Here is a 25946-nt window from a genome sequence, read left to right as displayed (position 1 = left end):
GCTGCCGTGACATATGCGAGCGTTCCCGGACTGCGGGCCGAGCGGCAAGGCCCGGTTCTGTGCCTCACCCTGGACCGCGCCGAGCGGCGCAACGCAGTCGATGACACCATGCTGGACGCACTGATCGGACATCTCGCCGCCGCAGGCGTCGATGAGGCGGTGCGCGTCATCCGCATCGACGCCGATGGTCCGGACTTCTGCGCGGGCTCGGATCTCATCGCGAACAACACGAAATCCGAGCGCAAACCGCGAGTGGGCAGTACGCAGCGCCGACTCCCCAACAAGGCCAACCGGCTCATCCCGCTGATGCTGGAGACCCAGGTGCCGATCGTCGCCGTGGTCCGCGGCTGGGCGGCCGGCCTGGGGTTCCACATCGCAGTAGCTTGCGACTTCTGCGTGGCCGCCGATGACGCTCGCTTCTGGGAACCGTTCATGGCCCGCGGCTTCACACCCGACAGTGGCGCCGCCTGGCTGCTGCCCCGCTTGATCGGGATGGTGCGCACCCGACAGCTGCTGATGCTCGGCGAGGAGATCTCCGGCGCCACCGCGGCCGACTGGGGCATCATCCACCACACGTGCGCGCCCTTTCAATTGGACGCTGCCGCAGAGGAACTTGTCACCAAACTCGGTGAGGCGCCCACGGTTGCCCTAGGGCTCACCAAGTGGCTGCTGCACAGCGGCAACGGACTCGACCTCGACCGCCATCTCCAGAACGAGGCCATGGCGCTGGAGTTATCAAGCCGCAGCGACGATTTCAAGGAGGGTCTGGCGGCCTTCCGTGACAAACGCGACGCGAAGTTCCAAGGCCGTTGACGGGCTCATGATGCGTTTGCCGATCACCCCCGACACCTCCGCGATCGACGCCGTCGAGGTGGTGCGGCAGTGGATTGCCGCGGAGGTGCCCGCGGCGTGGCGCTCGGCCGCCGCCGAAGGGCCCGCGGCCCTGCGGGCCGTCCGCACCGCGGCCGACTACCGGGATTGGTATCCGACATTCGCCGAATCGGGACTGGTCGCACCGACCTGGCTTCCGGAGCACGGTGGCCTGGGCGTCGGCAACGACATTGCACGTGCGATTGAGATGGTCCTGGCTCCGCTCCGACTCACCCGGTTGAATCCGTTGGGGCTCAACAACGCCGCGGCGGCATTGTTCAGTCACGGCACCGAGGAACAGCGGCTGCGCTTCCTTCCGCCCATCGTCCGCAACGAAGAGAAGTGGTGTCAGCTTTTCAGCGAACCTGGCGCGGGCTCCGATCTCGCGTCATTGGCGACCCGAGCCGAACGCGACGGCGATCAATGGGTGATCTCCGGACAGAAGGTGTGGACCACGTGGGCCGACGAGGCGGACTTCGCGATCCTACTGGCGCGCACCGATCCGGACCAGCCCAAGCACAAGGGCATCACGTACTTCCTGCTCGACATGCACCAACCGGGCGTCGACGTGCGACCGCTGCGCCAGGTCACCGGCGAAGCGGAGTTCAACGAAGTCTTCCTCGATGGCGCGCGGGTGCCCGACGAGCATCGGGTCGGGGAGATCAATGACGGCTGGCGGGTCAGCGCGTCGACCCTGTCCAGTGAACGGCAGATGGTTTCCGGATCGGGATCGGGCGGTATGGGGCGCCTCGGTGGTTCTGGCGCTGAGCGCCTGATCTCCCTGGCCCGAGAAACCGGGCGCTGGGCCGACCCCGTCGTGCGAAACAAGGTTATGCGCCTGTGGGCGCAGGAGCAGATCCGCGGTTGGACCAATGCCCGAGTGCGCGAGGCGCTTTCAGCGGGCCAGTCGCCCGGTGCGGCGTCCTCGATCGGCAAGGTCCATCAGGCCACGCTCAACCAACAGATCCAAAATTTGATGGCCGATTTGCTGGGTACCGCTGCGGTGGCCTGGCCTGCCACCGGCGATCCCGACGCGTTGCCCCGAGAGGTGCAGGGCATGCTGCGCAGCCTGGCCAACGCCACCGAGGGCGGCACGAGCGACATCAACAAAAACATCCTCGGCGAGCGCGTGCTCGGTCTGGCCAAGGAGCCGGATCCGTGGAAGGGTAAGCCCTGGAAGGAAATTCCACGCTCGTGACCGGCTACGAGCGGTTGATCGTCGAGAAGTCCGACGGCGTCGGCTGGCTGATCCTGAACCGGCCGGATGCCGGCAACGCGTTCGACGCGCTGATGCTCGACGAACTCGAGGCCGCGTGGGCCGAGTTGGATGCCGACCGCGACGTGTATGTGATCGTCAATGCCGCCAACGGCAAGGCGTTCTGCACCGGTATGGACGTCGTGCAGGTGGCTCGCGACAAGGAGGCCATGCGGCGACACTCGCGCCGGACCAGGGACGCCGAGCTGAAGATTTCGTCGTGGCATTGCGGGGTATGGAAGCCGGTGATCGCGGCGGTCAATGGGGTGTGTGCGGGCGGGGGTCTGCACTTGGTTGCCGACGCCGACATCGTCATCGCCGCCGAGGAGGCTTCGTTCGTCGACCCGCATGTCTCGGTCGGGCAAGCAGTTGCATACGAAGCAATCACACTGCTACGTAAATCGCCGATGGAGGCGATCACCCGAATGGCGTTGAGCGGTACGGGCGAGCGCATCTTGGCCCAACGGGCATACGAATTGGGCATCGTCTCGGATGTCGTGCCAGCCGATCAGCTTCGGGCGACCGCCGGCCGGCTGGCCGCCGCTGTCGCAACGAACTCCCCCACCGCGATGCGCGCCACCAAGAAGGCATTGTGGCATTCCCTCGAAGTGGGCCTGTCCGCAGCCAAACACGCTGCCAGCGAGGAGATTTGGCGGCTTCGCAGTCACCCCGACCACGCCGAGGGCGCACGCGCCTGGCGTGACAAGCGATCCGCGCGCTGGCGGCCGCTGGACCCCGCGGAGGTTTCATGAGCTATCGAAGGTTGATCGTCGAGCGGCGCGGCCCGGTGGGCTGGATCATCAACAACCGGCCCGACCGACTCAATGCGTACGACGCGACGATGCGTGAGGAATTCCCCAAGGCGTGGGCAGAATTGGACGCGGATCCCGCTGTCCGCGTCATCGTGCACACCGGCAACGGCCGGGCGTTTCAGGTTGGCGCCGACGTCGAGGACCTCGACGGCGAGGCGGTGCGGCAGTTCCAGGAGTCGATGCGCACGCTCGACCTGAAGTTGACGGGCTGGCATTGCAACGTGGGAAAGCCCGTCATCACGGCCGTCAACGGGGTGTGCGCGGGTGGCGGACTGCATTGGGTCGCCGACGCCGACATCGTCATCGCGTCGTCCGATGCGACCTTCGTCGACCCGCACGTCTCCATCGGCCAGGTCAGCGCGCTGGAGACAATCGCCCTGATGCGAAAGATGCCCGCCGAGGCGGTGTTGAGGATGGCGCTCGTCGGCAGCCACGAACGCCTGACGGCCCAACGCGCGTACCAGCTCGGCATGATCAGCCAGATCGTCGACCCTCCCGACAAGCTCCGCGACGTCGCGCAGGAACTCGCCGAGAAGATCGCGTTGAACTCGCCCGCCGCGATGCGGGCGACCAAGCGCGCGTTGTGGGGCGCGCTCGAATACGGCTTGACGGATGCGTGCCGAGCGGGCGCCAAGCACTTGACGTCGATGTGGGGCCATCCCGACCAGAACGAGGGGCCACGGGCGTTCGCAGACAAGCGCACACCGGATTGGCAACCACTGGAAGCGGACTCGTGAGTCTCGCCGAACTGCTGGCCGACCTGCCCGACACGGCCGTGCACACGTTGACCGCCGATGTCTCGCGCGACGATATGGTGGCGAGCGCAGATCGCCTGGCCGCGATACTCACCGAAGCCGGCTTGGTGTCCGGACAAGTCGTCGCGGCGATGCTGCCCAACGATGCCGGCACGGTGGCCGCGTTGTTCGGGACCTGGCGTGCCGGTGGGGTTTACACGCCGCTCAACCCACGGGCCGCCGATAAGGAGTTGGCATCGCAGCTCGCAACATTGCGGCCGGTCGCCGTCATCACCACACCTGAGCTGGCCCTTCGCTTCTCGGATTACAAGTTGCCCGTCGTGGCCGCCTCGCGCTTGGCCTGGTCGCTTTCGCCATCGTCGGAACGGCCGCCCGATCCGCGGCACTACGACCGGGATGTGGCACTGCTGCAATTCACGTCGGGAACCACCGGCCCGCCGAAGCCGGTGCCACTTCGTCATGCAACCGTCCTGGATCTGATCGACCGGCTGTTGGCCAAGCTCCGCGGCGCGAAAACGGTGGCGGCCCGAGCGAACCGGGCACCAATGCCGAACCTCGTTCCGCTCTCGCTGTCGTTATGGGCCGGCATCTACCAGGTGCTGTTCGCCTTTCGGGCGGGCTCGGGGGTGGTGCTCATGGACAAGTTCTCACCTGCCGAGTTCGCCGCACTGGTCAAGCGGCACCGGTTGCGCTCCACGGTTTTGCCCCCGGCGGCGTTGACGATGGTCCTGCACGACGAGTCGGTCACCGACCTGTCGCCGCTGAAGATCGTGCGATCGATCACCGCTCCCCTGTCCCCCGTGCAAGCCGGCAGGTTCCGCGACAAGTTCGGCGTCATCGTGCTCAACTCCTACGGCCAAACCGAACTCGGCGGCGAAGTCGTCGGATGGTCGGCCGCCGACGCGCGGGAATGGGGCGAGACCAAGCTCGGCTCGGTCGGACGCCCGCTGCCCGGCATTGATGTCACGATCGCCGACGACGAGGTGATGGTGCGCACGCCGACGACGGCGGCTCGCAAGATCGATCCGGCGTTTCTTGACAGGCTCACTGACGACGGCTGGTTCCACACCGGCGACCTCGGGTGGTTCGACGAGGACGGATTCCTATGGCTGGACGGCCGGGTGTCGGACATGATCAACCGCGGTGGGCTGAAGGTCTTTCCCGGCACCGTGGAGGACGTGCTGCTGGCCGCCGAGGGAGTACGCGAAGCGGCCGTGGTGGGCATTCCCGATGAGCGCCTCGGCGAGGTGCCCTGGGCGTTCGTCGCTTGTCACGCCCACGATCTGTCCGAAGACGACCTGATCGCCTGGTGCCGGGAGCACCTGACGCCCTACCGCGTACCCGTGCGTGTCGTGTTCGTCGAGCGGTTGCCACGCAACGATGTCGGCAAGGTCGTCAGACGCGACCTCGCCGCTTTGGCCGACGCGTGACCGCGGTCGTCCTTGGTCCCGCCGAGGCCCTCTCGAGGGCGTTGGCCGACGAGGTTGGCGACGTGATTGTCGTCGACGCGAACGCGGCTGCTGACGAGACGATGTGGCAAACCCTTGTCGCGCTCCAAGCGGCGTACACGTCCATGGTGGCCGATGACAGGCGAATCGTCGTGATACTGCCGACCATCGGAATCTCGGGTGCAGCGGGGCTGGTGAATTACACCGCCGCGATCGAGGGCATTCGGTCGATGGCGAAATCGGCGGCGCGGCAATGGGGATCGGAGGGTATCGCGGTCAACATCATTGCCGCGCCAGTGAGCCTCTTCCGGTCGGACATCGACGCGTCTCACCTGACTTCTGCCGCGGTGTCCAATGACGGCATGCTGATTCACTCCGTCGTGGAGACGGCTAAGTTTCTTCTGCGCCATGACATCGACCACCTCACCGGGCAGACAGTCATCGTCGACGGCGGATCAGTGATGTTGCCGTGAAGCTCGAAGGACTCACCGTGCTGGTGACCGGGTCTGGCGGCGGTGTCGGGCGTGGCATAGCGATGGCCCTGGCCGCTGCGGGGGCGCACACGATCGTCGCCACCCGTTCCGACACTGGACAGTCGGTCGCCGACGAAATCACCTCGCGCGGGCATCGCGCGACATGGGCCCGTTGCGACGTCACCGATCGGGCCGCGGTCGCCGACGCGGTTTCCCTCGCGGTCGGGCTCACCGGCGGGCTCGACGCCATTGTGCACAACGCCACGAGCAATTCCTCGAGCAAGCCGCACCAACTGGCGGATGTGGATCGCGCGCTCTGGGAGGATCACTTCTCCGTCTCCCTCGGCGGTGCCCAACACTGTGCCGCCGCCGCGTTTTGGGCGCTCAAGCAACGCGGCGGCACGTTCGTGGTCATGACGTCGCCGGCTGGGATGGAGGGCAGCGCGACACTGCCCTTGTACGCGACGATGAAGGGCGCGCTGCGCGGCTTCGCCAAGAGCTTGGCCCGCGAATGGGCTCCGCACGGCATCACGGTGAACGTGGTGTCACCGCTTGCGTATTCGCCTGCCATGACCGCCGCGATCGAGGCGGAACCCGCGATGGAGGAGAGGTTGGCTCGCAGGATTCCCCTGGGACGCATCGGCGACCCAGAGCAAGACATCGGGTCGGCCGTCGCATTTCTGATCGGTCCCGATGCGCGCTACATCACCGGGCAGACCCTGGGTGTAGACGGTGGTCATTTTATGAATCTCTAGGGCCGATGGGGCCGGATATTGCAGTTTGCTATATTGAGAATCAACATTCTCACACATGTTGGAGGCGCTGGTGACTGATGGAAAAGCGTTCGAGGTCTGGGATGCCGACAACCACATGTACGAGACCATCGATGCCTACACCCGCTACCTGCCGGAGAAATACTCCGAGGCGCTGAAGTTCGTCGACGTGAACGGGCGCAAGAAGCTGCAGATCCTCGGCGTCATCACCGAGACCATACCCAACCCGACTTATGAAGTTATTCCGACGCCGGGCGCTTGGGCCGACTACTTCCGGGGCGTAAATCCGGAAGGCAAGACGCTGCGCGAACTTGCCGAGCCAATCCGGTGCCCCGACGAATTTCGGCGTCCCGACCTGCGCCTGGCATTGATGGAACGCCAAGGCGTCGACGGCGCCGTGATGTTTCCGACGACGGCCGGCATGCTCGAGGAACGGACCAAATCCGACACCGAACTCACCCACGCCGTCACGCATGCGTTCAACCGGTGGCTACTCGAAGACTGGACGTTCAACTATCGGAACCGGATCTTCCCCGTCCCCGCGATCTCGCTCAACGACCCCGCGTTGGGCGTCCAGGAACTTGACTGGTGCCTGGAAAACGGAGCCAGGACGGTGCTGATTAGGCCGGCACCGGTCCCGCGCGAGGACGGCACCTCCCGTTCTGCAGCGCTGCCCGAATTCGACGAGTTCTGGCGGCTGGTCGAGTCGTCGGGCATCTCGGTCCAAATGCACAATTCGGACTCCGGATATGAGCGCTACGTCGACGATTGGGAGGACGCAACCGAGTTCAACGGTTTCGCGCTAAGCAAGCTGCGGGGTTTCATTTACGAGGAGAGCCGAAACATCTTCGATACCCTCGCAGCCTTCGTCGCGCACGGGGTGTTCGAACGCTTTCCCGGGGTGCGCGTTGGCGTGGTCGAGAACGGCGGCTCGTGGGCGCACCGCCTGTTGGACGTGTTCGACCGCGTCTACCGAAAGAGGCCGTATGACTTCAGCGAGCATCCTTGTGATGTCTTCCGCAGGCACGTGTGGGTCAACCCGTTTCACGAGGAGGACATGTCGCACCTCATCGACATTCTCGGCACGGACCGCGTAATGTTCGGATCGGACTACCCGCACCCGGAGGGGCTCGCCGAACCGGCGAAATTCGTAGGCGAACTCGCAAACCTTCCAGCCGACATCACCGCGCGCGTCATGGGGGGAAATCTCAAGGAGCTCATCGGGATCTAGGTTGCCAGCTGTCCGAGATCGGCGAAGCGCTTCAAGTAGGGCCACGCAATCTCGGTTGGCATGCCGCCGCACAGTGGTGAGAGGTTCATGACTTCCCCGCTGGCGACACGCTCGGCCGCCTCCTCCACCGACAGAATCACGTGCGTCGTGGCCTGACGCCGCAGCTCGTCGACGGTCTTCGCGTGCGTGATGTTGGCCGACACGGCGTTGTCGGGATTCCACTCGCCGTATGCCATCGCATCGTGCAGCAGGTACTTGCCGATCTCGTCCCACGCCGCGTCGACATCCTCTGCCACGAAGCAATTGGTGGCCGCGTCGCGCTCGGGAATCAGCACGAAACCCGGTTGGTGATCATTCTGCCGACACGCCTGTTCATAGGCCTCCCGCATGCCCGGGACCCCGCCGTTGGCCAGCAGACCAAGGCCGTTTCGGCCAGCGCGCCGCGCGGCGGCCAGGCTCGCCCCACCCCACATCAACATCGGCCCACCCGCAGTGTGCGGCAGTGGCGTCACCTTCATCCGCCGGCCCCCATGAACGACCTCCTCGCCGGTGAGCAACCGGCGCAGAATGCCGAGCTTCTCCTCAGCCAGTCGTCCACGCTCGGACAACGAGAGCCCGAAGTGGTCGAATTCCTCTCGGCGATAGCCAATCCCGAACACATAACTGGCCCGGCCAGCGCTGATGTGGTCCAGCACCGATATGTCCTCGGCCAGCCGGGCCACATCGTAGAACGGAAGAATGACGACCAAGTTCAGCATCAGCCGCTTGGTCCGCGCCGCGATCGCCGAGCCGAGCAGCAGCGGCGACGGCAAGTAACCGTCGGCGGCGCAATGGTGTTCGCACAACACGACGGCCACGCATCCGCGGGACTCGGCCCATGCGGCCATGTCGGCGGCCGCTGCGTAGAGTTCGCTCGCGGGCGCACCGATCTGCGGTGCTCTCATATCGAAGCGAAGCGTGAACATTCCCACCAGCAGTTCCAAACCCTCTACGTTTCGCCGAACCGGCTGCGAAGTTCATTCTTCAACACCTTGCCGGTGAGATTTCGCGGAAGCGCCTCCACGACCTCGAGCCGCTCCGGTGATTTGTGTCGGCTCAGATTTTGCGTCGCGCAGTGTTCCGCGAGCTCGGCAAGCGTGACATCTCGTCCGGGTGCAGCGACAACGACTGCGCAAACACGTTCACCCGTACGAAGATCCGGCACGCCGATGACCGCGACGTCGGCGACGGCGGGGTGGGTGGCCAGAACACCCTCGATCTCCAGCGCCGAGATTGTTTCCGCATTGCGGATGATCGCATCCTTGATCCGTCCGGTGATGACGACGTTTCCTTCGGCATCGATACGACCTCGGTCGCCGCTGCGAAACCAGCCGTCGGCGTCGAACGCATCGCAGTTGAGCGTCTCGTCAACGTAGCCAAGGAAGCACTGCGGCCCCTTGAGCCGGAGCTCGCCGACTTCGCCAGGACCGACCTCCCGTTCGGACTCGTCGACGACACGGATGCCTACCCCCGGCACCGGGCGGCCCACGGTGTGGTCAAGCACGTCCGGCTCTCCGTCCGGCGGTGGTGAGGTCACGACCGGAAACTCGGTGAGCCCCCACGCATTGGCCACTCCGGCGACCGAAAACGTCTCGCGCACTTGTCGTCCCAGCTCGGCGGTGATCGGCGCTCCACCGCCGACACAGCCCCGCAGATCGGGGAACAGCGGATCGGTGCCGTGCTCCCGCTGTGCTGCCATGTAGGCGACGAAGAAGGGGGTAGCCGACCCGAGCATCGTCGGCCGATGCGCCGCGACCGCCTTTGGGGTGAGCACGGGATCGAAGGTGTCGAACAACACCAGCCGCATCCCGGTGAACAGGCTCGCCGCCAACATCGCGGCACCGCCTATATGCGAAACCGGAAACGTAATCGGATTGACGTCGGTGTTTGACGCGCCAAACATTCCCACTACTCCGGCCGACCCGGCGATAACCGAGCGATCGCAATGCCGCACGCCCTTTGGCGCCGCAGTGGTGCCCGAGGAGTAGTAAACCCAGCGTGGATCTTCGCCGGACCTCGGCGGCGCGGGGAGACGGATCGGATCGCCGACCGGCAGGCGAAGCCCTTCCGTTATCGGCGCGTCATGATCTATGACGACCATCGACATCGGCCGCTCCTTTGCCAGCTTCGACGCAAGTGCGGTGTGGTCGAAACCCCGCCAATGGCCCGGGACGATGAACACTTCGGTCGCGAGTTGTTCAGTGACGAAACGGACTTCGCTCTCGCGCCAGATGGGCAGGATCGGGTTCTGCACGGCGCCGAGTCGGGTCAGTGCCGCCATGACAACCATCGTCTCCAGAGTGGTGGGCAGCTGCCAGGAAACTACCGAACCGACACCAACCCCGCGTTCTGCCAATGCCGCTGCGACGCTTGCCGCCGAATCCCGCAGCTGCGAATTCGTCAGACTGCGGCCGAAGTCGTCGACGAGGACGACGCGGTCGGGATTTGTCTCGGCCGCCGCTTCGACCAGGCTCCAGTAGGTTTCGGACATCACTTGCTCGGCAACAACAGCCGACGTTTGGCGAGGATGTTACGCATCATCTCCGAGCTTCCGCCGGAGATCGTATAGGCACGTGACCATAGCCAGCATTCTCGGAGACGCTGTTTGGCCTGCTCGACACTCGGATCGGCCGCTACGGTGCATACCATCGCGGCGAGTTCGGTGCCATAGGCCGAAACCCGGTGGTAGGTCTCGGAGAAGCTGAGTTTGGCTATCGAGCCGTCACCCGGTTGATCCGCGCCGATGATCAGACGTTCGACGTGATCGTCGATGAAGGCCTTCGCCACTTCGGCTTCGACGGCCAACTCGCCCACTGTCTGCCGGATGTCATCGCGTTCAAGCGCCGGGATGCCGTCGAGGGTGGCGTTGCGCGCCACCATCACCAGATCGTCGATCAGCAGCTCGAGCAGGATGACGTTTCCGCCGATGCCGAACCGTTCGAAGTCCAAGCCCGCCATGATGATCGGCCATCCCTGGCCGGGCTCGCCGATCAGGCTTCCCGCCGGCAGCGTTACGCCATCGAGAAAAACCTCGTTCACCTCGATCGCCTCGTTGATCGTCCGGATCGGACGAACCTCGACGCCTGGCGTCGACATGGGCACCGCGAACACCGAAAGGCCTTGGTGGCGCAGTGAAGCCGGGTCGGTGCGGATGAGCGCGAGCCCCATGTCGGCCCAGTGGCCGTCGGTGATCCAGGTTTTCTGACCGTCGAGCACCCATGTTCCGTCCGGTTGCTCGACAGCCCTGCTGCGGACGGCGGCGATATCGCTGCCGGCATCGGGTTCGCTGAGCAACTGACACCACACGTGCTCGCTGCGCCGGATCGGCGGCAGCAGTGCGGCCTTCTGCTCGTCCGACCCGAAGTGCAGGAGCACGTGGGCCGCAAGGTTGACCTGGTCGACGGGGCGCGGGGCACGGGCACGCAGGAGCTCTTCGCTGAGAATGCGGTCGTGCAGGGGGTGGTGATCCGCACGTCCGCCGTGCTCGACCGGCCAGTCCGCCCCGATGAAACCCGCATCGAACAACGTCGCGAACCACTTGCGCAACTGCGCTTCCTGCTCGGCGTTTTCCGGCGCCCGACGTCCCTCTCTGGCGTCGAATGGAGGTGCGTGCTCGGCGATGTGCGCCCTGACCCGATGCCGGTACTCGGTCAGCTCCGCTTCGCTGGGGCGGGCGGGTGCGACGCTCACCAGCCCGACCTTTGCGCAAAAAGCGCACGGCTGGAGCGAGCCGTGCCGAGCAGATAGCCGTTGGTGAATACCCGACGCAGCTCGTGATGCAACGGGTACTCCAAGGTGAATCCGATGCCGCCCGACAGTTGCATACACTCGTCCACGGCAGCGGTTACCTTGGCGGCGACGAACGCGTGCGCCGCGGCGGATAATGTGATTGCGACGTCCAAGTTTTCGTCGGCCTCGAGGGCGCGGCACGCCTTCATGACGATCGCGCGTGCCTTCGCCTCGAACACCAACAGATCCACCAGTCGGTGTTGCACCGCTTGAAAACTCGCGATCGGCGCACCGAACGCGATGCGCTCCTTCAGGTAGCCGACCAACCGCTCGAACGTGCTCGAAAAGGCTCCCAGCGAATCCGCGCCGAGCAGGACCCTGGCCACCGCCAGCAGCTGAGCCGCCCGTTGCGGGCCGCCGATCAACACGCTGTCCGCCTCACCGGCCTCGACGCGCCATGCTGCGCGGTCGAGATCCAGCAGCTCGTCATCACGGCTTCGCGGGATGGTTTCGGCTAACTCGAACAGATGGATTCCGTTGTGCCCCAGGGTGACCAGGATGTCAATCGCATCTCCGCGCGCAACCCGAACCGTGTCGGCATACTGCGCGCAGCCCGCCGTCGCGGTTCCGTCGAGCATCGCGGGCAACCATCGGTCGCGCACCTCGCCGGGTGCCGAAGCCAACGCGGCAGCAGATAGCACGCACCCAAACCAGGTCGACGAGTTGTGCGCGCGGCCGAGTTCCTCGGCGATGACCGTCGTCTCCACAGGACGCCAACCGCTGCCGCCGAGATTCTCCTCGACGAGCAGCCCCGTCCAGTCCATGGCCGCGAGTTCTTTGACCGAGTCTTGGGCGCGGGGCCCGGTCAGGAAATCGCGCGCCGCTGCGCGCAGCAGATCGAGATCGATGTCATCATCTGCCATAGAGCGTCTAGCTCCGCCCGATGAGATGCTCAGCGTTGTCACGCATGATCCGTTTCTTGGTGGCATCGTCGAGCGGGTCGAGCAACTTGACGAAGTCAGCAGGCTCGGCCAGTCCTTCCGCATGCGGGTAATCGGAGCCCATCACCAGACAGTCGTCGTAGCCCAAGCTGGCGACGATCGCGGGCGTATCGTCCTCGGGATACGGCACCACCCGGACGTGCTGGCGGAAGATGGCAGACGGCTTTTCCGTCAGTTTCCCGCCGATCCATGGACCATTTCGGCCCATGCCGCGGCTCTTGTCCATGTGTTTGGTGAAGAAGGGCACCCACTCTGCACCGTGTTCGGCGACAAGCACGTTCAAGCCGGGAAAGCGGCCAAACAGGTTGTCGAAGATCAGCGCTGAGAGGGTGTCCTCGATCGGGCGTTGGCCGTAGACGTTCATCCACTGCCATGCCGACATGTGCCACGAGGCAGGATCTGCGCAGTGCCCCCAGGCAGGCGAGATCGCATCGAAGTACCAGAAGGGCATGATGTGGAACACGAGGACGCAGCCGGCTTCCTGAAGCCGGGCGTAAATCGGATCAAAGTGGGGATCGCCGGGAGATCTGCCGTATGCCGGTCCCGTCGGCAACATGACAAACTTCGCGCCCTGCGCGATCAAGGCGTCGGTTTCGCGGATGGCCGAGTCGAGGTCGCGAAGTGAAAGCAGCCCGGTCGCGTATATGCGGTCCTGGTAGTTGAACCCCCATTCCTCGTCGAACCATCGATTGAAGGACCGGAGATTTGCGTATAGCGCCGCGGTGTCGTCGACGTAGTGCTCGGCAGCCAGGGCCATGCCGCTCGGGTAGATGACCATCCGCTCGACGTTCTGCTTCCCCATCACCGCGAGCCGTGCTGACCGCTCGATGTACTCGGGCTGCATGGGTTGGGGCTCGTAGGACTCCTCTGGGTTGCCTGATCCCATCTGCCTGAGCATCTCTTTCAGCGATCCGGGGCGGTATGCGACGTCCAGCCCCAGCCCCCCTTCGCTGTTGAAGGTTGCGACACGATGGCCGGCGAGGATTACCTCGACCCCGTCGGCTCCCCGAACGGTGGTGATCGCGCGATTCTGGAACTCCTTGGGCAGGTATCGAGTAAACGCGTCACGCGTCTCGTAGCAATGCGTGTCGCAGTCGATGATCCCGTAGTCGAGTTTCGTCGTCACCGCGCGGCTCCTTCATGCGAGAATGGTGATTCTCCTATTTCAGAAAAGATACTATCCTTTCCCGGCAATGCCTATCCCGGGTCGGGCCGGGCAGACCCACACCGAAGGAATCAGGATGAGTGACGCCGACGAACTCCGACAGGCGGTGCGGGAGTTCCTGGAGGCCGCCTCGCCGTCCGGCCGGGTACGCGACCTCATGTCCACCGCGGAGGGATATGACGAATCGGTGTGGCATCAGATGGCCGGCGAACTGGGGCTGCACGGCATCGCCGTTCCCGAGGAGTTCGGCGGTGCGGGTGCCACCTTGGCCGAACTCGCGGTCGTGTTCGAGGAGATGGGCGCCGCCCTGTTGTGTGCGCCGTTCTTCTCCACCGTCGCACTCGCCACGCAAGCGATCCTCTGTAGCGGCGATACCGTCGCGATGGGCGACTACCTACCGCGTTTCGTCGACGGATCCATGACCGCGACGGCGATCCTCAACGGCGGCCTCGATGCGTGGGAGCCGCAAGCCGTCACACTGACTGCACGCGCCGGTGGCACCGGTCATCGGATTCATGGCGATGCGGATCTCGTCCTCGACGGCCATACCGCCGATGTCATTCTCGCCGCGGCGAATACGAGCGCAGGCACATCACTGTTCGCGATCGCGGCGGACGCCGACGGGCTGACGCGTGAACCGCTCGCCACGCTCGACCGCACGCGCAAGGTCGCACGCCTACGGTTCCACGACGTCCCCGCACGATTGATCGGAACCGATGGGGACGCTGCCGCGGGCCTGGCCCGCACGTGCGACCTCGCGATCGCCGCGCTGGCCGCCGAGCAGGTTGGCGGCGCCCAACGCTGCCTCGATATGGGCGTGGGCTACGCCAAGGAGCGAGTTCAGTTCGGGCGCGCCATCGGCAGCTTTCAGGCCGTCAAGCACCGGTGCGCGGACATGCTGGTGCTCGTCGAGGGCGCTCGCTCCGCCGCCGTCCACGCTGCGGAATCCGCCGACGGCAGCGACCTGCCGATTGCCGCGTCGGTGGCGAAGATGGCCTGCTCGGAGGCCTTTCTGCAAGTCGCCTTGGACAACATGCGAATCCACGGCGGAATCGGGTTTACCTGGGAACACGACGCACACCTCTACGTTCGGCGCGCCAAGGCCACCGAGCTGATCTTCGGCAGCCCCGACCACCATGCCCAACGCTTGGCAGCCTTAGCCGCACCATGAAAGGACGAACGTGACCATCTCGTACTCCCTCGAACTGCCCGCCCAGCGGGTAGACGCCGTAACTGAATTCGTCACCGCCGACGCGATATCCGAAATCGCCCGGGTCGGCGAGGCGAGCGGCTTCGCCGCCGTGCACGTCACCGATCACCCCGCCCCCGACGCGAAATGGCTCGACCACGGCGGACACCACGCTCTGGACCCGTTCGTCGCGCTGTCGTTCGCGGCGGCCGCCACCACGAAGGTGAAGCTGCTCACCAACGTCTACATCGCGGCCTACCGCAATCCCTTTCTGGGCGCGAAGTCGATACAGAGCCTGGACGTCCTCTCCGGCGGTCGGCTGATCCTGGGTACCGCCGCGGGTTACCTCAAACCCGAATTCAGGGCGCTAGGAATCGATTTCGACAACCGCGGGGCTTTGCTCGACGAGGCGCTCGACGTGCTTGGCAAGGTGCTCACCGGCGACGATGTCGCGTACGAGGGCAGCTCGTTCGCAGCTCGAGGTGTGCGACTCCATCCAGTACCGGCGGCCCCACCACCGATTTGGGTCGGCGGCAACAGCAGGCCCGCCGTCCGCCGTGCGGTTACCCGCGCACAGGGGTGGGCGCCGTTCAACACGTTCGGCTACGCCGCCGCGTCGCGGACCGCGGAAATCTCGACGCTGGAGGAACTCGCGGCGGCCATCGGGTGGGCCAAGAAGTACGCGGCCGAGATCGGCCGCACGGAGCCGCTGGACATCTGTTTCTCGGCAGGCAACCTGCTCGACGACGGCATATCGACCGACGAACGGCACGCCACGATCGCGAAGCTGGAAGCGATGGGCGTGACGTGGCTGACCATCGCGCCCCAGGGAGCCACCCGGGCCGAGTTCATTGACCACGCGCACGCTTTCGCCGAGAAGTTCATCTCATGAGGCTGTCGGCAGCAAAGGCGTCGACGCTGATACGACGATGCGCGAACAACCACCGCCCGTCCAGCGGGACGAGGACGTCGCGATAGCGTCCCCAATGGTCGAGGCCGATGTCGGTGTGGACGGCGAAATAGCTACTGACCTCGACACGGTCCGTGGCGACGCGACCAAACCGAATGCTCGAAACATGATGGCGCACATGAGTTGGCGCCCGTCTCGCCGGGTCGGGATCCTTGGACATGGCGGCGCCGAGCCCCGCCTCGATCGCCCTAGGACCGGTGAGCGGTTGCGCTCCGCCGGTGAACTCGAGGACGCCGTCCGGCGTGAAGCAGACGGCGAGACCGCGCAGATCGAACCGGTCGGTGGCGGCGGTGTAGTCGGCGAGCGTCTGGCGCACCGACTCGCGGATATCGAGCTCCCAGGCGTCCATGTACCTCCCTGCGGGCGATGACTGGAAATTACGTTCTCACACACGATAACGTCTATTCTTATGCCGCAACCCAGCCTGCTCGATCTGTTGACACCCGCAACGACCGCCCTGGTCACCCAGGAATGCCAAGGCGGAGTGATCGGTCCTCAGGCCGGCCTGCCGATGCTGGCGGAGGAAGCCAGCCGGGAGGCGATCCCGAACATCGCCGCGCTCCTCAAGGCGGCACGCGCGACCGGCGTTTCGGTCGTGCACTGCGTCATGCAAAAGCGCCCGGACAATCGCGGGTCCAATACCAACGCCAGGCTGTTCATGGCGGGCAAGTCATTCGCCGCCGATTTGACTCCGGGTAGCCCCGGCGCCTCGGTGCTGCCTGAGTTGGGTCCGGAACCAAGCGATCTGGTCCTTACCCGCACGCACGGTGTCGGACCGATGACCGGCACCGACCTCGACTCGGTGTTGCGCAACCTCGGTATCCAGACGATCGTGGGCGTAGGCGTTTCGGTCAACATCGCGATTCAGAACTTCGTGATGGACGCGGTCAATCGCAGCTATCAGTTCGTGCTTCCGCGTGATGCGGTGAGCGGTTACCCGCGCGACTACGCGGAATCGATCATCGACAACACGTTGGCCCTCCTGGCCACCGTGACCACTACCGAAGCAGTCGTGAACGCGTGGAACGATCTCTGTAGGACATGACCCCGCATAGATGTTGCGGGGCGTTGGTGATAACGTCGTTTCCACAAAGCGTAAACGGCCATATTCGCTGCTCTGGAGGGATCCGTCACATGTCTACCCGGTCCTTGCCGTATCCGGTCTTCGACATCGACAACCACATGTACGAGACGACGGACGCGCTCACCAAGTACCTGCCCAAGGAACACAAAGGCAAGGTCGGCTACGTCGAGGTCAACGGCCGGCCCAAGCTTGTCGTCAAGGACCACATCAGCCACATGATCCCCAACCCGACGTTCGAGCGGGTGGCGAGGCCGGGCAGCGCCGAGGATTACTTCCTGGGCAACAATCCAGAAGGGCTCAACTTCCGCGAGTTCATCGGTGAGGCAATGAATGTCATCCCCGCTTACCAGTCCCCGGCTCCCAGGTTGGAGCTGATGGATGAGCTCGGCATTGATCAATGCGTCATGTACCCCACCCTCGCCAGCCTCATCGAGGAGCGCACCACCGACGACGTCGTACTAACCCACGCCATCATCCATGCCCTCAACGAGTGGATGCACGAACACTGGACGTTCAACTATCACAACCGCATCTTCGCGACGCCCGTCGTCTGCCTGCCCCTGGTCGCCGAGGCCATCAAGGAGCTGCACTGGTGCCTCGAGCGGGGCATGAAGACGTTCTTGGTTCGCCCCGCTCCGGTGCCCAGCCGCTTCGGCGGCTCGCGGTCTATGGGTCTGCCCGAGTTCGACCCGTTCTGGGAAGAAGTCGTCAAGGCCGGTATTCCGGTGACCATGCATGCGTCGGATAGCGGATACCAGAAGCACCTGATGGAATGGGAGGGCGGCGACGAGTACCTCTCGTTCAAGCCCAGCGCACTGCGCGAGGTGGTGATGGGCCACCGCGCCATCGAGGACACCCTGGCTGCGATGATCTGCCACGGTGCACTGTCCCGCTTCCCCGACTTGAAGATATTTTGCGTCGAGAACGGCAGCGGGTGGGTACGCAATCTTCTCGAACAGCTCAACACCGCGTGCAAGATCATGCCCAAGGAGTTCGACGAGCACCCTGTCGAGGTGTTCAAACGCAACATCTACATCCACCCGTTCCTCGAGGACGACGTCAAGGGGATTGTCGACATCATGGGTGAGGATCACGTGATGTTCGGCTCCGACTTTCCCCACCCCGAGGGCATCGGCGACCCGTTGAGCTTTGTCGACCGGCTCGACGGCATCTCCGAAGCCGCGAAGGCGAAGATCATGGGCGGCAACGCTATTGAGCAGTTGGGACTCAAGGTCCCAGCATGACGCAGGCCATGCCCACGGTCTACGAGGGCATCTCCGGCTTCGAGTCGCACGTCGGCGAACACCTCGGCTACAGCGGGTGGCACGAGGTCACACAGAAGGAAATCGATCTGTTCGCCGAGGCGACCGGTGACCACCAATGGATTCATGTCGACGCGGAGCGGGCGGCCAACGGCCCATACGGTAGGACGATCGCGCACGGATATCTCACACTGTCGCTGGTTCCCATACTGGTGCAACAGATTTACCGGGTGACGGGACTGTCGATGCAAGTCAACTACGGTTCTGACAAGCTTCGCTTCCCCGCCCCGGTGCCCGTCGACTCGCGCATCCGCGCCGGTGCCGAACTGATCAAGGTGGAACGCAACGACAAGGGTGGGCGGGCCACCGTGCGAGTCACCGTCGAGGTTGAGGGGTCCGACCGACCGGCATGTGTGGTCGACACCATCGCGGCCATGGTCGATGCCTGAACCTACGCGTTGAGCAGCCGCTCGCCGATAATCTGATCGTCGCGCAGTTTCGTCAGCTCGTCATCTGACAGACCGAGAGCGCCCAGCACCTCGTCGTTGTGCTGACCGAGCGTCGGCGACGGTGCACGGTGATGACGCAGCGGTCCCGGCGTGATCCGAAACGGCCAGCCCGGGAACCGATGTCGGCCAGAGAGTGGATGCTCGAGCTCCTCGTAAAAGCCGCGCACCTCGAGCTGGTCGATGTCGTACATGCGGTCCGCGGTGAGTATCCGCTCCGCGGGTACTCCGCCCCGTCGCAGACAGTCGGCGGCCTCGTCTGATGTTCGGCGCGCAGTCCACCGGGCGAGCACTTCGTCGAACGCGTCGTGGTTGTGCAGCCGTGCCTCCGGTGAGGCGAACCGCGGATCCTCGTTCAGTTCAGGACGACCGATGGCGTCGACGACGGCGGCCCAGTCGGCATCATCACGCACCGAAACGGCGACCCACTCGTCATCGCCACTGGCCGGATAGACGCCTTGTGCGTAGCAGCGGTGTCGATTCCCTTCTCGTTGGCGCAACTGGTGGGTCAGTGAGTATTCGATGACCGGCTCGGCGGTCACCGCCGCGCCGACCTCGATCTGCGCGACCTCGATCAGTTGGCCTTCACCGGTTCTGCGTTTGTGCTCGAGCGCGGCCAGCAGGGCGACGGTGGCGTGTACACCCACGATCGGATCGGCAGGCCCTTGCAGGTTGCACGGTGGGCCGTCGGGGTAACCGGTGGCCGCCGACATTCCCGATATCTGCTCAAAGTTCAGTGCCCACCCGACGTAATCGCGCCATGGGCCTTCGAGCCCGAGGCCCGGCATGCGGACCATGACGACATCCGGATTCACCTTCGCCAGCGAGGCATAATCCAGGCCGAACTGCTCGACCACGCGCGGCGAGAAGTTCTCCACCACGACGTCCGCTTCGGCGGCGAGCTTCAGGGCCAATTCGCGGCCGGCTTCGGTACTGAGATTCAAGGTGATATCTCGCTTGTTGAGGTTGGTGCCCTGCCACATCGGCCCTATCTCGTACCAGTCATCGGTGCTGCGCAGCAGCGAGCCCGAATATCGGTGACCATCCGGGCGCTGGATCGACTCGACCTTCACCACATCAGCGCCGAATGCGCCCAGATAGCAGGTGAGGTAGGCGCCGGACCAGAATGTGCTCAGGTCGAAAACCTTGAGACCTGCGAATGGCATTGTCGCATCGTCAACTTCAGACACGGGGGGCGCCGTCCGTTGGTCCTGCGATGGAGCCGCAGCTACGTCTCCGAGCCGCGGGGCTGGTTTCGGTGGCTCAACCGGCGTGCGGACCAAGCGGAACGGTGCGCCCGGTCGCAGGAAGCGTTGGCCTTCCGATTCGCTTTCGATGAAGAAGCCGCGCTCGCGGTACTGGGGACAGTCCAGGATGGATGCTCCGTCGTTGACCGGCGCGGCGGGGATTCGCATTGCCTGGCTCAACTCGACCAGGTCGGCCACGGTCATCGAATCGAGCCACGGCTGCGCCTTCGCGAAGAACTCCTCGCGTTCGGGACCGCCCAGCATGATGGCTATTTGGTGATCTCCGAACTCCGGCAGTCCTACCATCGCGCAGACGTCCAGCCAGTGCTGTCCCGTCAAGCAGTTGATCCCGATCCAGCCGTCGGCGCCACGCACTATGCCGAGCATCGGACCCGCCTTTGAATTCGGCGGAAGACCAAGGCTTTTCAAGCGTTCGGCCATCAGCATCGGATACGCCAAGGTGGACAAGAGCGACTCGAACGCCGAGACATCGACCTCGATCACCCGCGCAAGACCGGCATCGGCAACCCGCAGGGCCGTCAGCGCCGCGAGCGCGGCGTAGCTGCCCGCGATGTACTCGGGGATGCGGACGCCGGCCTGTACCGGCGTCCGGCCGAGTTGGCGAATGTTGACCCAGCCCGACGCGGCCTGCAGGGTCAGCGATGTCGATTGGCGATTCCGGCGCGGGCCCTCCTGGCCGTAGTCGGAGATCCGGACGACCACGAGATTCGGATTGAGACGTTGGAGAGCGTCACGGTCGAGTCCCCAGTTGAACCTGTCGGCCGATCCGGCCGGCAGATCCTCGACGACCACGTCTGCGTGAGCAATAAACTCAGCGAGCGCATCGGGATGCGCCTCGAGATCGATAGTCAGCCCGTGCTTTCCAGCGTTCAAATACTCAAACAATCCGCCCGACGGCCCCCACCTTCGCAGCGGATCCCCCGTCGGCGACTCAACCTTGTATACGTCGGCGCCCAGATCGACGAGCAATTTCGTGCAATACGGCGCCGAAATATCGGTTCCGACCTCGACCACCCGCAGCCCGGACAGGGACCCCGTCACGCAGGCACTCCGATCGCCTTGGGTTCCATGTATGCCCGCAGCCCCATGACGCCGCCTTCGCGCCCGATTCCGCTCTGCTTGAACCCGCCGAAGGGCGCGTCGCCGGGTATCGTGCCGTTGATCGAGACCTGACCGGTCCTGATCCGTCGCGCAAGTCCGACCGCGCGCTCGATGTCGGTGCCCCAGACCGCGCCACCGAGCCCGTAGGCCGAATCGTTTGCGATGCCGACCGCTTCGTCGTCGTCGCGGTATCGCAGCACCGTCAATACCGGCCCGAACACCTCCTCCTGCGCGATAAACGACTCCGCGGTGGCATCCGTCAAAACCGTGGGCTCGAAATAGAAACCGCGGTCGAGTCCGGCCGGCCGCCTGCCGCCGGCGACAATCTTGGCCCCGTCGCTTTCCGCGCGCCTGACGAAACCCTCGACCCTGTCCAGGTGTTGGCGACTGATCAGCGGACCCATGCCGGTGGCCTCGTCGGTCGGGTCTCCCACCGTGACGTTGCGAGCCAGCTCGGCCAGCCGGTCGACGACATCGTCGTGCAGCTTGTCGGGGACCACCAGACGACTGTTCAAGATGCACGCCTGACCTGCGTGCATCGTGCACCCTTCGAAGAGCAGCCGCTCGAACAATTCGTCAGTCAGATCGACATCGTCCAGCAGGATGCTCGCCGACTTGCCGCCGCACTCGAGCAGGATCCGTTTCATTGAGGTTGCGGCACCGGCCATCACGTCGCGACCGACGGCCGAACTTCCGGTGAAGGTGACCATGTCGACGCGGGGATCGACGGTCAAGATCCTGCTGGCCTCCACACTGCTCGGAGTGACGACGTTGACGACGCCAGGTGGAATGTCGGTCTCCTCGTCGATCAGCCGCGCCAGTGCGAGACCGGCCAGCGGTGTCAACGGCGAGGGCTTGAGGACAAGCGTGTTGCCCGCGGCCAGCGCGGCTCCCAGCTTCATCACGTTCAGCGTGTGCGGGAAGTTCCACGGCGTCATCGCCGCGACCACCCCGAGCGGCTCGTAACGCAACAGGGTGGTGCCCGCCGCGCCCCACGCGTCCATCGGGGCCTCAGCCGGCTCGAGCGCGAGTTCTGCGGCATGGCCGACCATGAACGCGGGGCCCTCCACATGGATCAAGCGCTCGTTTGCTGTGCAGCCCCACTCAGCCTGCGCCAGCGCGTAGATCTCGTCGCCTCGGGCGAGCAGCGCGTCGCTGAGCTGTTGGAGGCAGCGAGACCGCTCGGCTGGATCCGCCACGGCCCACGGCCCGGAATCGAAGGCGGTGCGCGCCGCACCGATGGCCTGCTCGACCTGCGCGACCCCGGCATCCGGCGCCGAGGCAATCACCAACTCTGTCGCCGGGTTGACGACGTCATATCGTCCGGTGTCTGGTTCGACCCAACCGCCATCGATATAGACGCCGTACCTGTCCACCAGGCTCGATTCGGCCATCACATCACTGGACCTTCCCGGTTGGTCGCCGAACTGTACGGTGTCGCCCGATCTCGATGCGAGGTGTCCGACAATTCCTCAATTATGTACACCTGATGATGCACGGGCGTCAATGTTCTCGGCGTTTAGCGGGGCGAATGGCGATTGACATCGGCGACGCCTGTGCTGTAGACACAGCATTACCGGACATATCCGAATTAACTGTCCGACCCCCGTGTGTCGAGGAAGGCCAGCAGTGCCCACTGACTCCACCTCCAGACCGACGTCCACGTTGCCACTGCACTCTCCGGACTACTACGCCGGCGATCCGTACCCGGGCTATCGCGAACTGCGCAATAGCACACCGGTGGTCTGGAACGACGTCACCAAGTTCTGGGCCCTGACGAAGTACGAGGACATCCGCCACGTCTCCGGCCACCCGATGACGTTCACGTCGACGAAGGGCATCTCGATCCCGGATCCCGCGATGCCCAGCCCGGTGCAGGAGGGGAACCTGATCTTCACCGATCCGCCACGGCACCGGCAGCTGCGCAAGCTGATCAACTCTGGTTTCACCCGGCGGCAAGTCAGTTTGCTGGAACCCAAGGTGCGTGAGATCGTCAAGGGCATTCTCGACGATGTCGACCCATCACAGGACTATGAGTTCGCCGAGCAGATTGCCGCGCCGCTGCCGACCCGGATGATTGCGGAGATGCTCGGCGCACCGCCCGAGGACTGGGAGCGGTTCCGCACATGGTCGGACGCGGCGGTGGGTACCGCCGATCCCGATATCGAGATGGACAACCTGGTGGCACTCGGCGAGTTGTACGAGTACTTCACCAAACTGATCGACGCGCGGCGCTCTGGCAAGGTCACCGGGCAGGACGACCTGCTGTCCATTTTGGCAGCGGCCGAGGTGGACGGCGAGCGCCTCACCGATGCGGACCTACTCAACTTCTCCTTTCTGCTGCTGGTGGCGGGCAACGAGACGACACGCAACCTCATCGCGCTGGGCACACTGGCGCTGGTGGACCATCCCGATCAGTTCGCGCTGCTTCGCTCGAAGCCCGAGCTTCTGCCGCTGGCAGTCGAAGAGATGCTGCGGTTCACCAGCCCGGTGACCCACATGGCACGCGAAGCCACCGAGGACGTCGAGATCCGTGGCCAACGGATCAAGGCGGGTGAAACGGTGGTCATGCTCTACGGGGCGGCTAACCGCGACGAGGAGATCTTCGGCCCAACCAGCGAGGAATTCGATATCACCCGGAACCCCAATCCCCACATAGCATTCGGCGCCGGCGAACACGCGTGTCTCGGCGCGCAACTGGCACGGCTGGAGGCGAGGGTGATGTTCGAGGTGTTGCTGGGCGCCTATCCGAGCATCGAACTGACCGGCGATGTGACGCGGCTGCGCGCCACGATGGTGCCGGGCGTCAAGCGCATGCCGGTACGGATGGGAGCGGGCGTCTGATGGATTTCGACTACACCCCCGAACAGGAGCAGCTCCGAAAGAACTACCGCCAGCGCCTCGAAGCCGTGATGACCCCCGAGAGACGCGCCGCAGTCACCGGACAGATGGAGGGCGGCGCCGCAGTCACCGAGGCGCGCCGCGCGCTCGGCGAGGCCGGGTTGCTCGGCGTCGCATGGCCGGTCGAGTACGGCGGCAGCGGACTGACTGCGCTCGAGCAGTACATCTTCGGCGAGGAGGCGCGGCGGGTGCATGCACCTCTGCCGTTTGTCACCCTCAACACGGTCGGCCCCACGCTCATTCAGTACGGGACCCCAGAGCAGAAGCAAAAGTTCCTGCCCGCAATCCTGCGGGGCGAGGTCGACTTCGCGATCGGCTACTCCGAGCCCGGCGCCGGTAGTGATCTGGCCTCATTGCGGACCAGCGCCGTGCGTGACGGCGACGAGTTCGTGATCAACGGCTCCAAGATGTTCACCAGCGGCGCGGAATTCGCCGACTACATCTGGCTGGCCGCCCGCACCGATCCAGAAGCCAAGAAGCACAAGGGCATCACGGTATTCATCGTGCCCACCGACTCCCCGGGCTTCTCCTGGAAACCACTGCGCACTATGCCTGGCGTCTCGACCTACTACACCTTCTACGACGATGTGCGCGTACCCGAGAGCGCCATCGTCCTCGGCGAGAACCAGGGCTGGAAGCTGGTCACCAATCAGCTGAATCTCGAGCGTGCGGCACTGGGCAATCTCGGTGCGCTGGAGCCACTGTTCGCCAAGACGCTGGAGTGGGCCAAGACGACTGAGCTCGACGACGGGTTCGTCATCGACCAGCCGTGGGTGCAACAGGCATTGGCGCGAGTGGAGGCACAGGTCGCGGCCTACCGGCTGCTCAACTTACAGGTGAACACCAACATGAGCTCCGGTGCGCTCGGCATGGGCGAGGCCTCGGCCGCAAAGGTTTTCGGTACCGAGCTCACCCAGCAGGTGGCCCGCGAGCTGCTCGACGTTGTGGGCCAGGCGGGCCTGCGCAAGGAGGCGTCGGCTCCCCTCGAGGGCGAGCTGGAGAGTGCCTACCGATTCGCCGTCATCAACACATTCGGCGGCGGCGCCAACGAACTGCAGCGCGACATCATCGCCATGGCCGGCCTCGGGATGCCGCGCGCACCCCGCGACATGCGAGCCTCCTGAAAGGAGTGTCGACACCTATGACCGAATTGACCAAAGACGAACTGCGCCAGCACCTCGACGCGTTGATCGGCACACCCACCGACGGGGTCGGCAGACCCGCTCACGCGCCAGATCCGGTGAACACCGCAATGATCCGGCACTGGGCGCACGCGTTGGACGACATGAACCCGGCGTACCTCGATGAGGAGTTCGCGCAGAACTCTCGATACGGCGGATTGGTCTCGTCGCCGGTGATGCTGCAGAGCTGGACGATGCCACCGCCGAAACTGGCGGGGATTCTCGAGCGCGGCGGTGTGCCGATCGAGATCAAGAGCAACCCGCTGCAGTTCCTGTCCGACGCCGGCTACACCGGCATCATCGCGACGAACTCCGAGTTCGAGATCGAACGCTATCCCCGGGTCGGAGACCAGATCACCGCCGAGACGGTCTTTGACTCGATCTCTGACGAAAAGAAGACCGCGATGGGCAACGGCTTCTTCGTCACCTGGGTGACCACCTACCGCGATCAAGACGGCGACATCATCGGACGTCAGTGGTTCCGCACCCTGCGATTCAAGACGGGAAGCTGATGGCCAGCAGACTCGCCCCCTCCATCAGCCCGGACACCGAATTCTTCTGGTCGGGCTTGAAAGACAACGAACTTCGCATCCAGCGCTGCGCAAACTGCCAGACGTTACGTGTTCCGCCACGGCCGATGTGCGGCAAGTGCCAGTCATTGAAATGGAACTACGTCGTGGCGTCGGGTCGCGGCACGGTGTACAGCTTCGTGATGCCGCACTATCCGCCACTGCCGTTCCTGCAGTACCCGTACGTTGTGGCGCTCATCGAGCTCGACGAGGGCGTACGCGTCGTGTCGAACCTCTGCGGCATCGAACCCGCCGCCATCGAGGTCGGGATGCCCGTCGAGGTCTTTTACGAGACATTCGAAGCCTTGCCGAGCGGCGACGAGTTGGTGCTGCACCAATTCCGGCCGGCCGGCTGACCGAAGGC

General features: G+C 64.7%; 25 protein-coding genes. 17 read left to right on the top strand and 8 right to left on the bottom strand.

Annotated features, from left to right (window positions below):
• The first annotated feature begins 6 nt into the window (after positions 1 to 6).
• From A5750_RS02700 to A5750_RS02665, 8 genes are all read left to right on the top strand, one after another.
• A complete protein-coding gene (locus tag A5750_RS02700) occupies positions 7 to 813 on the top strand; it encodes an enoyl-CoA hydratase/isomerase family protein (RefSeq protein ID WP_066958516.1) in 807 nt (268 codons plus the stop codon).
• A gap of 7 nt (positions 814 to 820) precedes the next feature.
• Positions 821 to 2068: an acyl-CoA dehydrogenase family protein gene (locus A5750_RS02695; protein ID WP_066958518.1), complete on the top strand. Its 1248-nt coding sequence runs from the start codon at positions 821 to 823 to the stop codon at positions 2066 to 2068.
• On the top strand, positions 2065 to 2877 hold the full coding sequence (locus A5750_RS02690; RefSeq protein WP_066958520.1) for an enoyl-CoA hydratase/isomerase family protein: 813 nt from the start codon (positions 2065 to 2067) through the stop codon (positions 2875 to 2877). The genes A5750_RS02695 and A5750_RS02690 overlap by 4 nt, the downstream gene beginning before the upstream one ends.
• Positions 2874 to 3674 carry an enoyl-CoA hydratase/isomerase family protein gene (locus tag A5750_RS02685; RefSeq protein ID WP_067261065.1) on the top strand — a complete coding sequence of 267 codons (801 nt, stop codon included), beginning with the start codon at positions 2874 to 2876 and terminating at the stop codon, positions 3672 to 3674. The genes A5750_RS02690 and A5750_RS02685 overlap by 4 nt, the downstream gene beginning before the upstream one ends.
• Complete coding sequence (locus tag A5750_RS02680; RefSeq protein WP_067261062.1) at positions 3671 to 5122, top strand: class I adenylate-forming enzyme family protein; 1452 nt, start codon at positions 3671 to 3673, stop codon at positions 5120 to 5122. Before A5750_RS02685 ends, A5750_RS02680 begins: the two co-directional genes overlap by 4 nt.
• 62 nt (positions 5123 to 5184) lie before the next feature.
• Positions 5185 to 5613, top strand: a complete 429-nt coding sequence (locus A5750_RS02675; protein WP_231989108.1) for an SDR family oxidoreductase — start codon at positions 5185 to 5187, stop codon at positions 5611 to 5613.
• Complete coding sequence (locus tag A5750_RS02670) at positions 5610 to 6368, top strand: SDR family NAD(P)-dependent oxidoreductase (protein WP_066958528.1); 759 nt, start codon at positions 5610 to 5612, stop codon at positions 6366 to 6368. Before A5750_RS02675 ends, A5750_RS02670 begins: the two co-directional genes overlap by 4 nt.
• A 55-nt stretch (positions 6369 to 6423) precedes the next feature.
• Positions 6424 to 7617: an amidohydrolase family protein gene (locus A5750_RS02665; protein ID WP_082959021.1), complete on the top strand. Its 1194-nt coding sequence runs from the start codon at positions 6424 to 6426 to the stop codon at positions 7615 to 7617.
• Here the strand turns inward: A5750_RS02665 and A5750_RS02660 are convergent.
• From A5750_RS02660 to A5750_RS02640, 5 genes are read right to left on the bottom strand one after another with little or no spacing between them, the layout of a single operon-like run.
• Positions 7614 to 8582, bottom strand: a complete 969-nt coding sequence (locus A5750_RS02660) for an LLM class flavin-dependent oxidoreductase (RefSeq protein ID WP_067261156.1) — start codon at positions 8580 to 8582, stop codon at positions 7614 to 7616. The genes A5750_RS02665 and A5750_RS02660 overlap by 4 nt on opposite strands.
• 23 nt (positions 8583 to 8605) lie before the next feature.
• Positions 8606 to 10147, bottom strand: coding sequence for a class I adenylate-forming enzyme family protein (locus tag A5750_RS02655; RefSeq protein WP_067261060.1), 1542 nt, complete (start codon positions 10145 to 10147; stop codon positions 8606 to 8608).
• Positions 10147 to 11346 carry an acyl-CoA dehydrogenase family protein gene (locus tag A5750_RS02650; RefSeq protein WP_067261058.1) on the bottom strand — a complete coding sequence of 400 codons (1200 nt, stop codon included), beginning with the start codon at positions 11344 to 11346 and terminating at the stop codon, positions 10147 to 10149. The genes A5750_RS02655 and A5750_RS02650 overlap by 1 nt, the downstream gene beginning before the upstream one ends.
• Entirely contained in the window at positions 11343 to 12308 is a 966-nt protein-coding gene (locus A5750_RS02645; RefSeq protein ID WP_067261056.1) for an acyl-CoA dehydrogenase family protein, read from the bottom strand. Before A5750_RS02645 ends, A5750_RS02650 begins: the two co-directional genes overlap by 4 nt.
• 7 nt (positions 12309 to 12315) lie before the next feature.
• Positions 12316 to 13512, bottom strand: coding sequence for an amidohydrolase family protein (locus A5750_RS02640; RefSeq protein WP_066958537.1), 1197 nt, complete (start codon positions 13510 to 13512; stop codon positions 12316 to 12318).
• A gap of 115 nt (positions 13513 to 13627) precedes the next feature.
• On the opposite strand from A5750_RS02640, the gene A5750_RS02635 reads away from it, so the two are divergent.
• Positions 13628 to 14722 (top strand): acyl-CoA dehydrogenase family protein, encoded by a 1095-nt coding sequence (locus A5750_RS02635; RefSeq protein ID WP_067261053.1) that lies wholly within the window; start codon positions 13628 to 13630, stop codon positions 14720 to 14722.
• A 10-nt stretch (positions 14723 to 14732) separates the two neighbouring features.
• Positions 14733 to 15632, top strand: a complete 900-nt coding sequence (locus A5750_RS02630) for a TIGR03619 family F420-dependent LLM class oxidoreductase (RefSeq protein ID WP_067261051.1) — start codon at positions 14733 to 14735, stop codon at positions 15630 to 15632.
• Here the strand turns inward: A5750_RS02630 and A5750_RS02625 are convergent.
• Positions 15622 to 16059, bottom strand: coding sequence for a nuclear transport factor 2 family protein (locus A5750_RS02625; protein ID WP_067261049.1), 438 nt, complete (start codon positions 16057 to 16059; stop codon positions 15622 to 15624). The two genes, A5750_RS02630 and A5750_RS02625, sit on opposite strands and share 11 nt — an antisense overlap.
• A gap of 60 nt (positions 16060 to 16119) precedes the next feature.
• Here A5750_RS02625 and A5750_RS02620 point away from each other — a divergent pair, with 60 nt between their 5' ends.
• The 3 genes from A5750_RS02620 (at position 16120) to A5750_RS02610 (ending at position 18505) form a co-directional block, all read left to right on the top strand.
• Positions 16120 to 16755: a cysteine hydrolase gene (locus A5750_RS02620; RefSeq protein ID WP_067261047.1), complete on the top strand. Its 636-nt coding sequence runs from the start codon at positions 16120 to 16122 to the stop codon at positions 16753 to 16755.
• Between the two features lie 89 nt (positions 16756 to 16844).
• Positions 16845 to 18038: an amidohydrolase family protein gene (locus A5750_RS02615; protein ID WP_067261045.1), complete on the top strand. Its 1194-nt coding sequence runs from the start codon at positions 16845 to 16847 to the stop codon at positions 18036 to 18038.
• The gene (locus tag A5750_RS02610) at positions 18035 to 18505 is read left to right on the top strand and encodes a MaoC family dehydratase (protein WP_067261043.1); all 471 of its coding nucleotides are present in this window, start codon (positions 18035 to 18037) and stop codon (positions 18503 to 18505) included. The genes A5750_RS02615 and A5750_RS02610 overlap by 4 nt, the downstream gene beginning before the upstream one ends.
• 2 nt (positions 18506 to 18507) lie before the next feature.
• Here A5750_RS02610 and A5750_RS02605 read toward each other — a convergent pair whose 3' ends face one another.
• Together A5750_RS02605 and A5750_RS02600 are read right to left on the bottom strand one after the other, a co-directional pair.
• Positions 18508 to 20871 (bottom strand): CaiB/BaiF CoA-transferase family protein, encoded by a 2364-nt coding sequence (locus A5750_RS02605; RefSeq protein WP_067261041.1) that lies wholly within the window; start codon positions 20869 to 20871, stop codon positions 18508 to 18510.
• A complete protein-coding gene (locus A5750_RS02600) occupies positions 20868 to 22325 on the bottom strand; it encodes an aldehyde dehydrogenase family protein (protein WP_066958695.1) in 1458 nt (485 codons plus the stop codon). Before A5750_RS02600 ends, A5750_RS02605 begins: the two co-directional genes overlap by 4 nt.
• 277 nt (positions 22326 to 22602) lie before the next feature.
• Between A5750_RS02600 and A5750_RS02595 the strand changes: the two genes are divergently transcribed.
• Genes A5750_RS02595 through A5750_RS02580 form a run of 4 tightly spaced genes read left to right on the top strand, consistent with a single transcriptional unit; the run spans position 22603 to position 25938 of the window.
• Positions 22603 to 23775 carry a cytochrome P450 gene (locus A5750_RS02595; RefSeq protein ID WP_067261155.1) on the top strand — a complete coding sequence of 391 codons (1173 nt, stop codon included), beginning with the start codon at positions 22603 to 22605 and terminating at the stop codon, positions 23773 to 23775.
• Complete coding sequence (locus tag A5750_RS02590) at positions 23775 to 24956, top strand: acyl-CoA dehydrogenase family protein (RefSeq protein ID WP_067261038.1); 1182 nt, start codon at positions 23775 to 23777, stop codon at positions 24954 to 24956. The genes A5750_RS02595 and A5750_RS02590 overlap by 1 nt, the downstream gene beginning before the upstream one ends.
• Positions 24957 to 24973: 17 nt before the next feature.
• The gene (locus A5750_RS02585; protein WP_067261036.1) at positions 24974 to 25525 is read left to right on the top strand and encodes a MaoC family dehydratase N-terminal domain-containing protein; all 552 of its coding nucleotides are present in this window, start codon (positions 24974 to 24976) and stop codon (positions 25523 to 25525) included.
• The gene (locus A5750_RS02580; protein ID WP_066958558.1) at positions 25525 to 25938 is read left to right on the top strand and encodes a Zn-ribbon domain-containing OB-fold protein; all 414 of its coding nucleotides are present in this window, start codon (positions 25525 to 25527) and stop codon (positions 25936 to 25938) included. Before A5750_RS02585 ends, A5750_RS02580 begins: the two co-directional genes overlap by 1 nt.
• Positions 25939 to 25946 lie beyond the last annotated feature (8 nt).

The sequence above is a fragment of the Mycobacterium sp. 852002-51613_SCH5001154 genome, assembly GCF_001667425.1.
Lineage (GTDB): Bacteria > Actinomycetota > Actinomycetes > Mycobacteriales > Mycobacteriaceae > Mycobacterium.
Note: the sequence above shows the minus strand (reverse complement) of the source record. Positions and strands in the feature narration are given on the sequence as shown.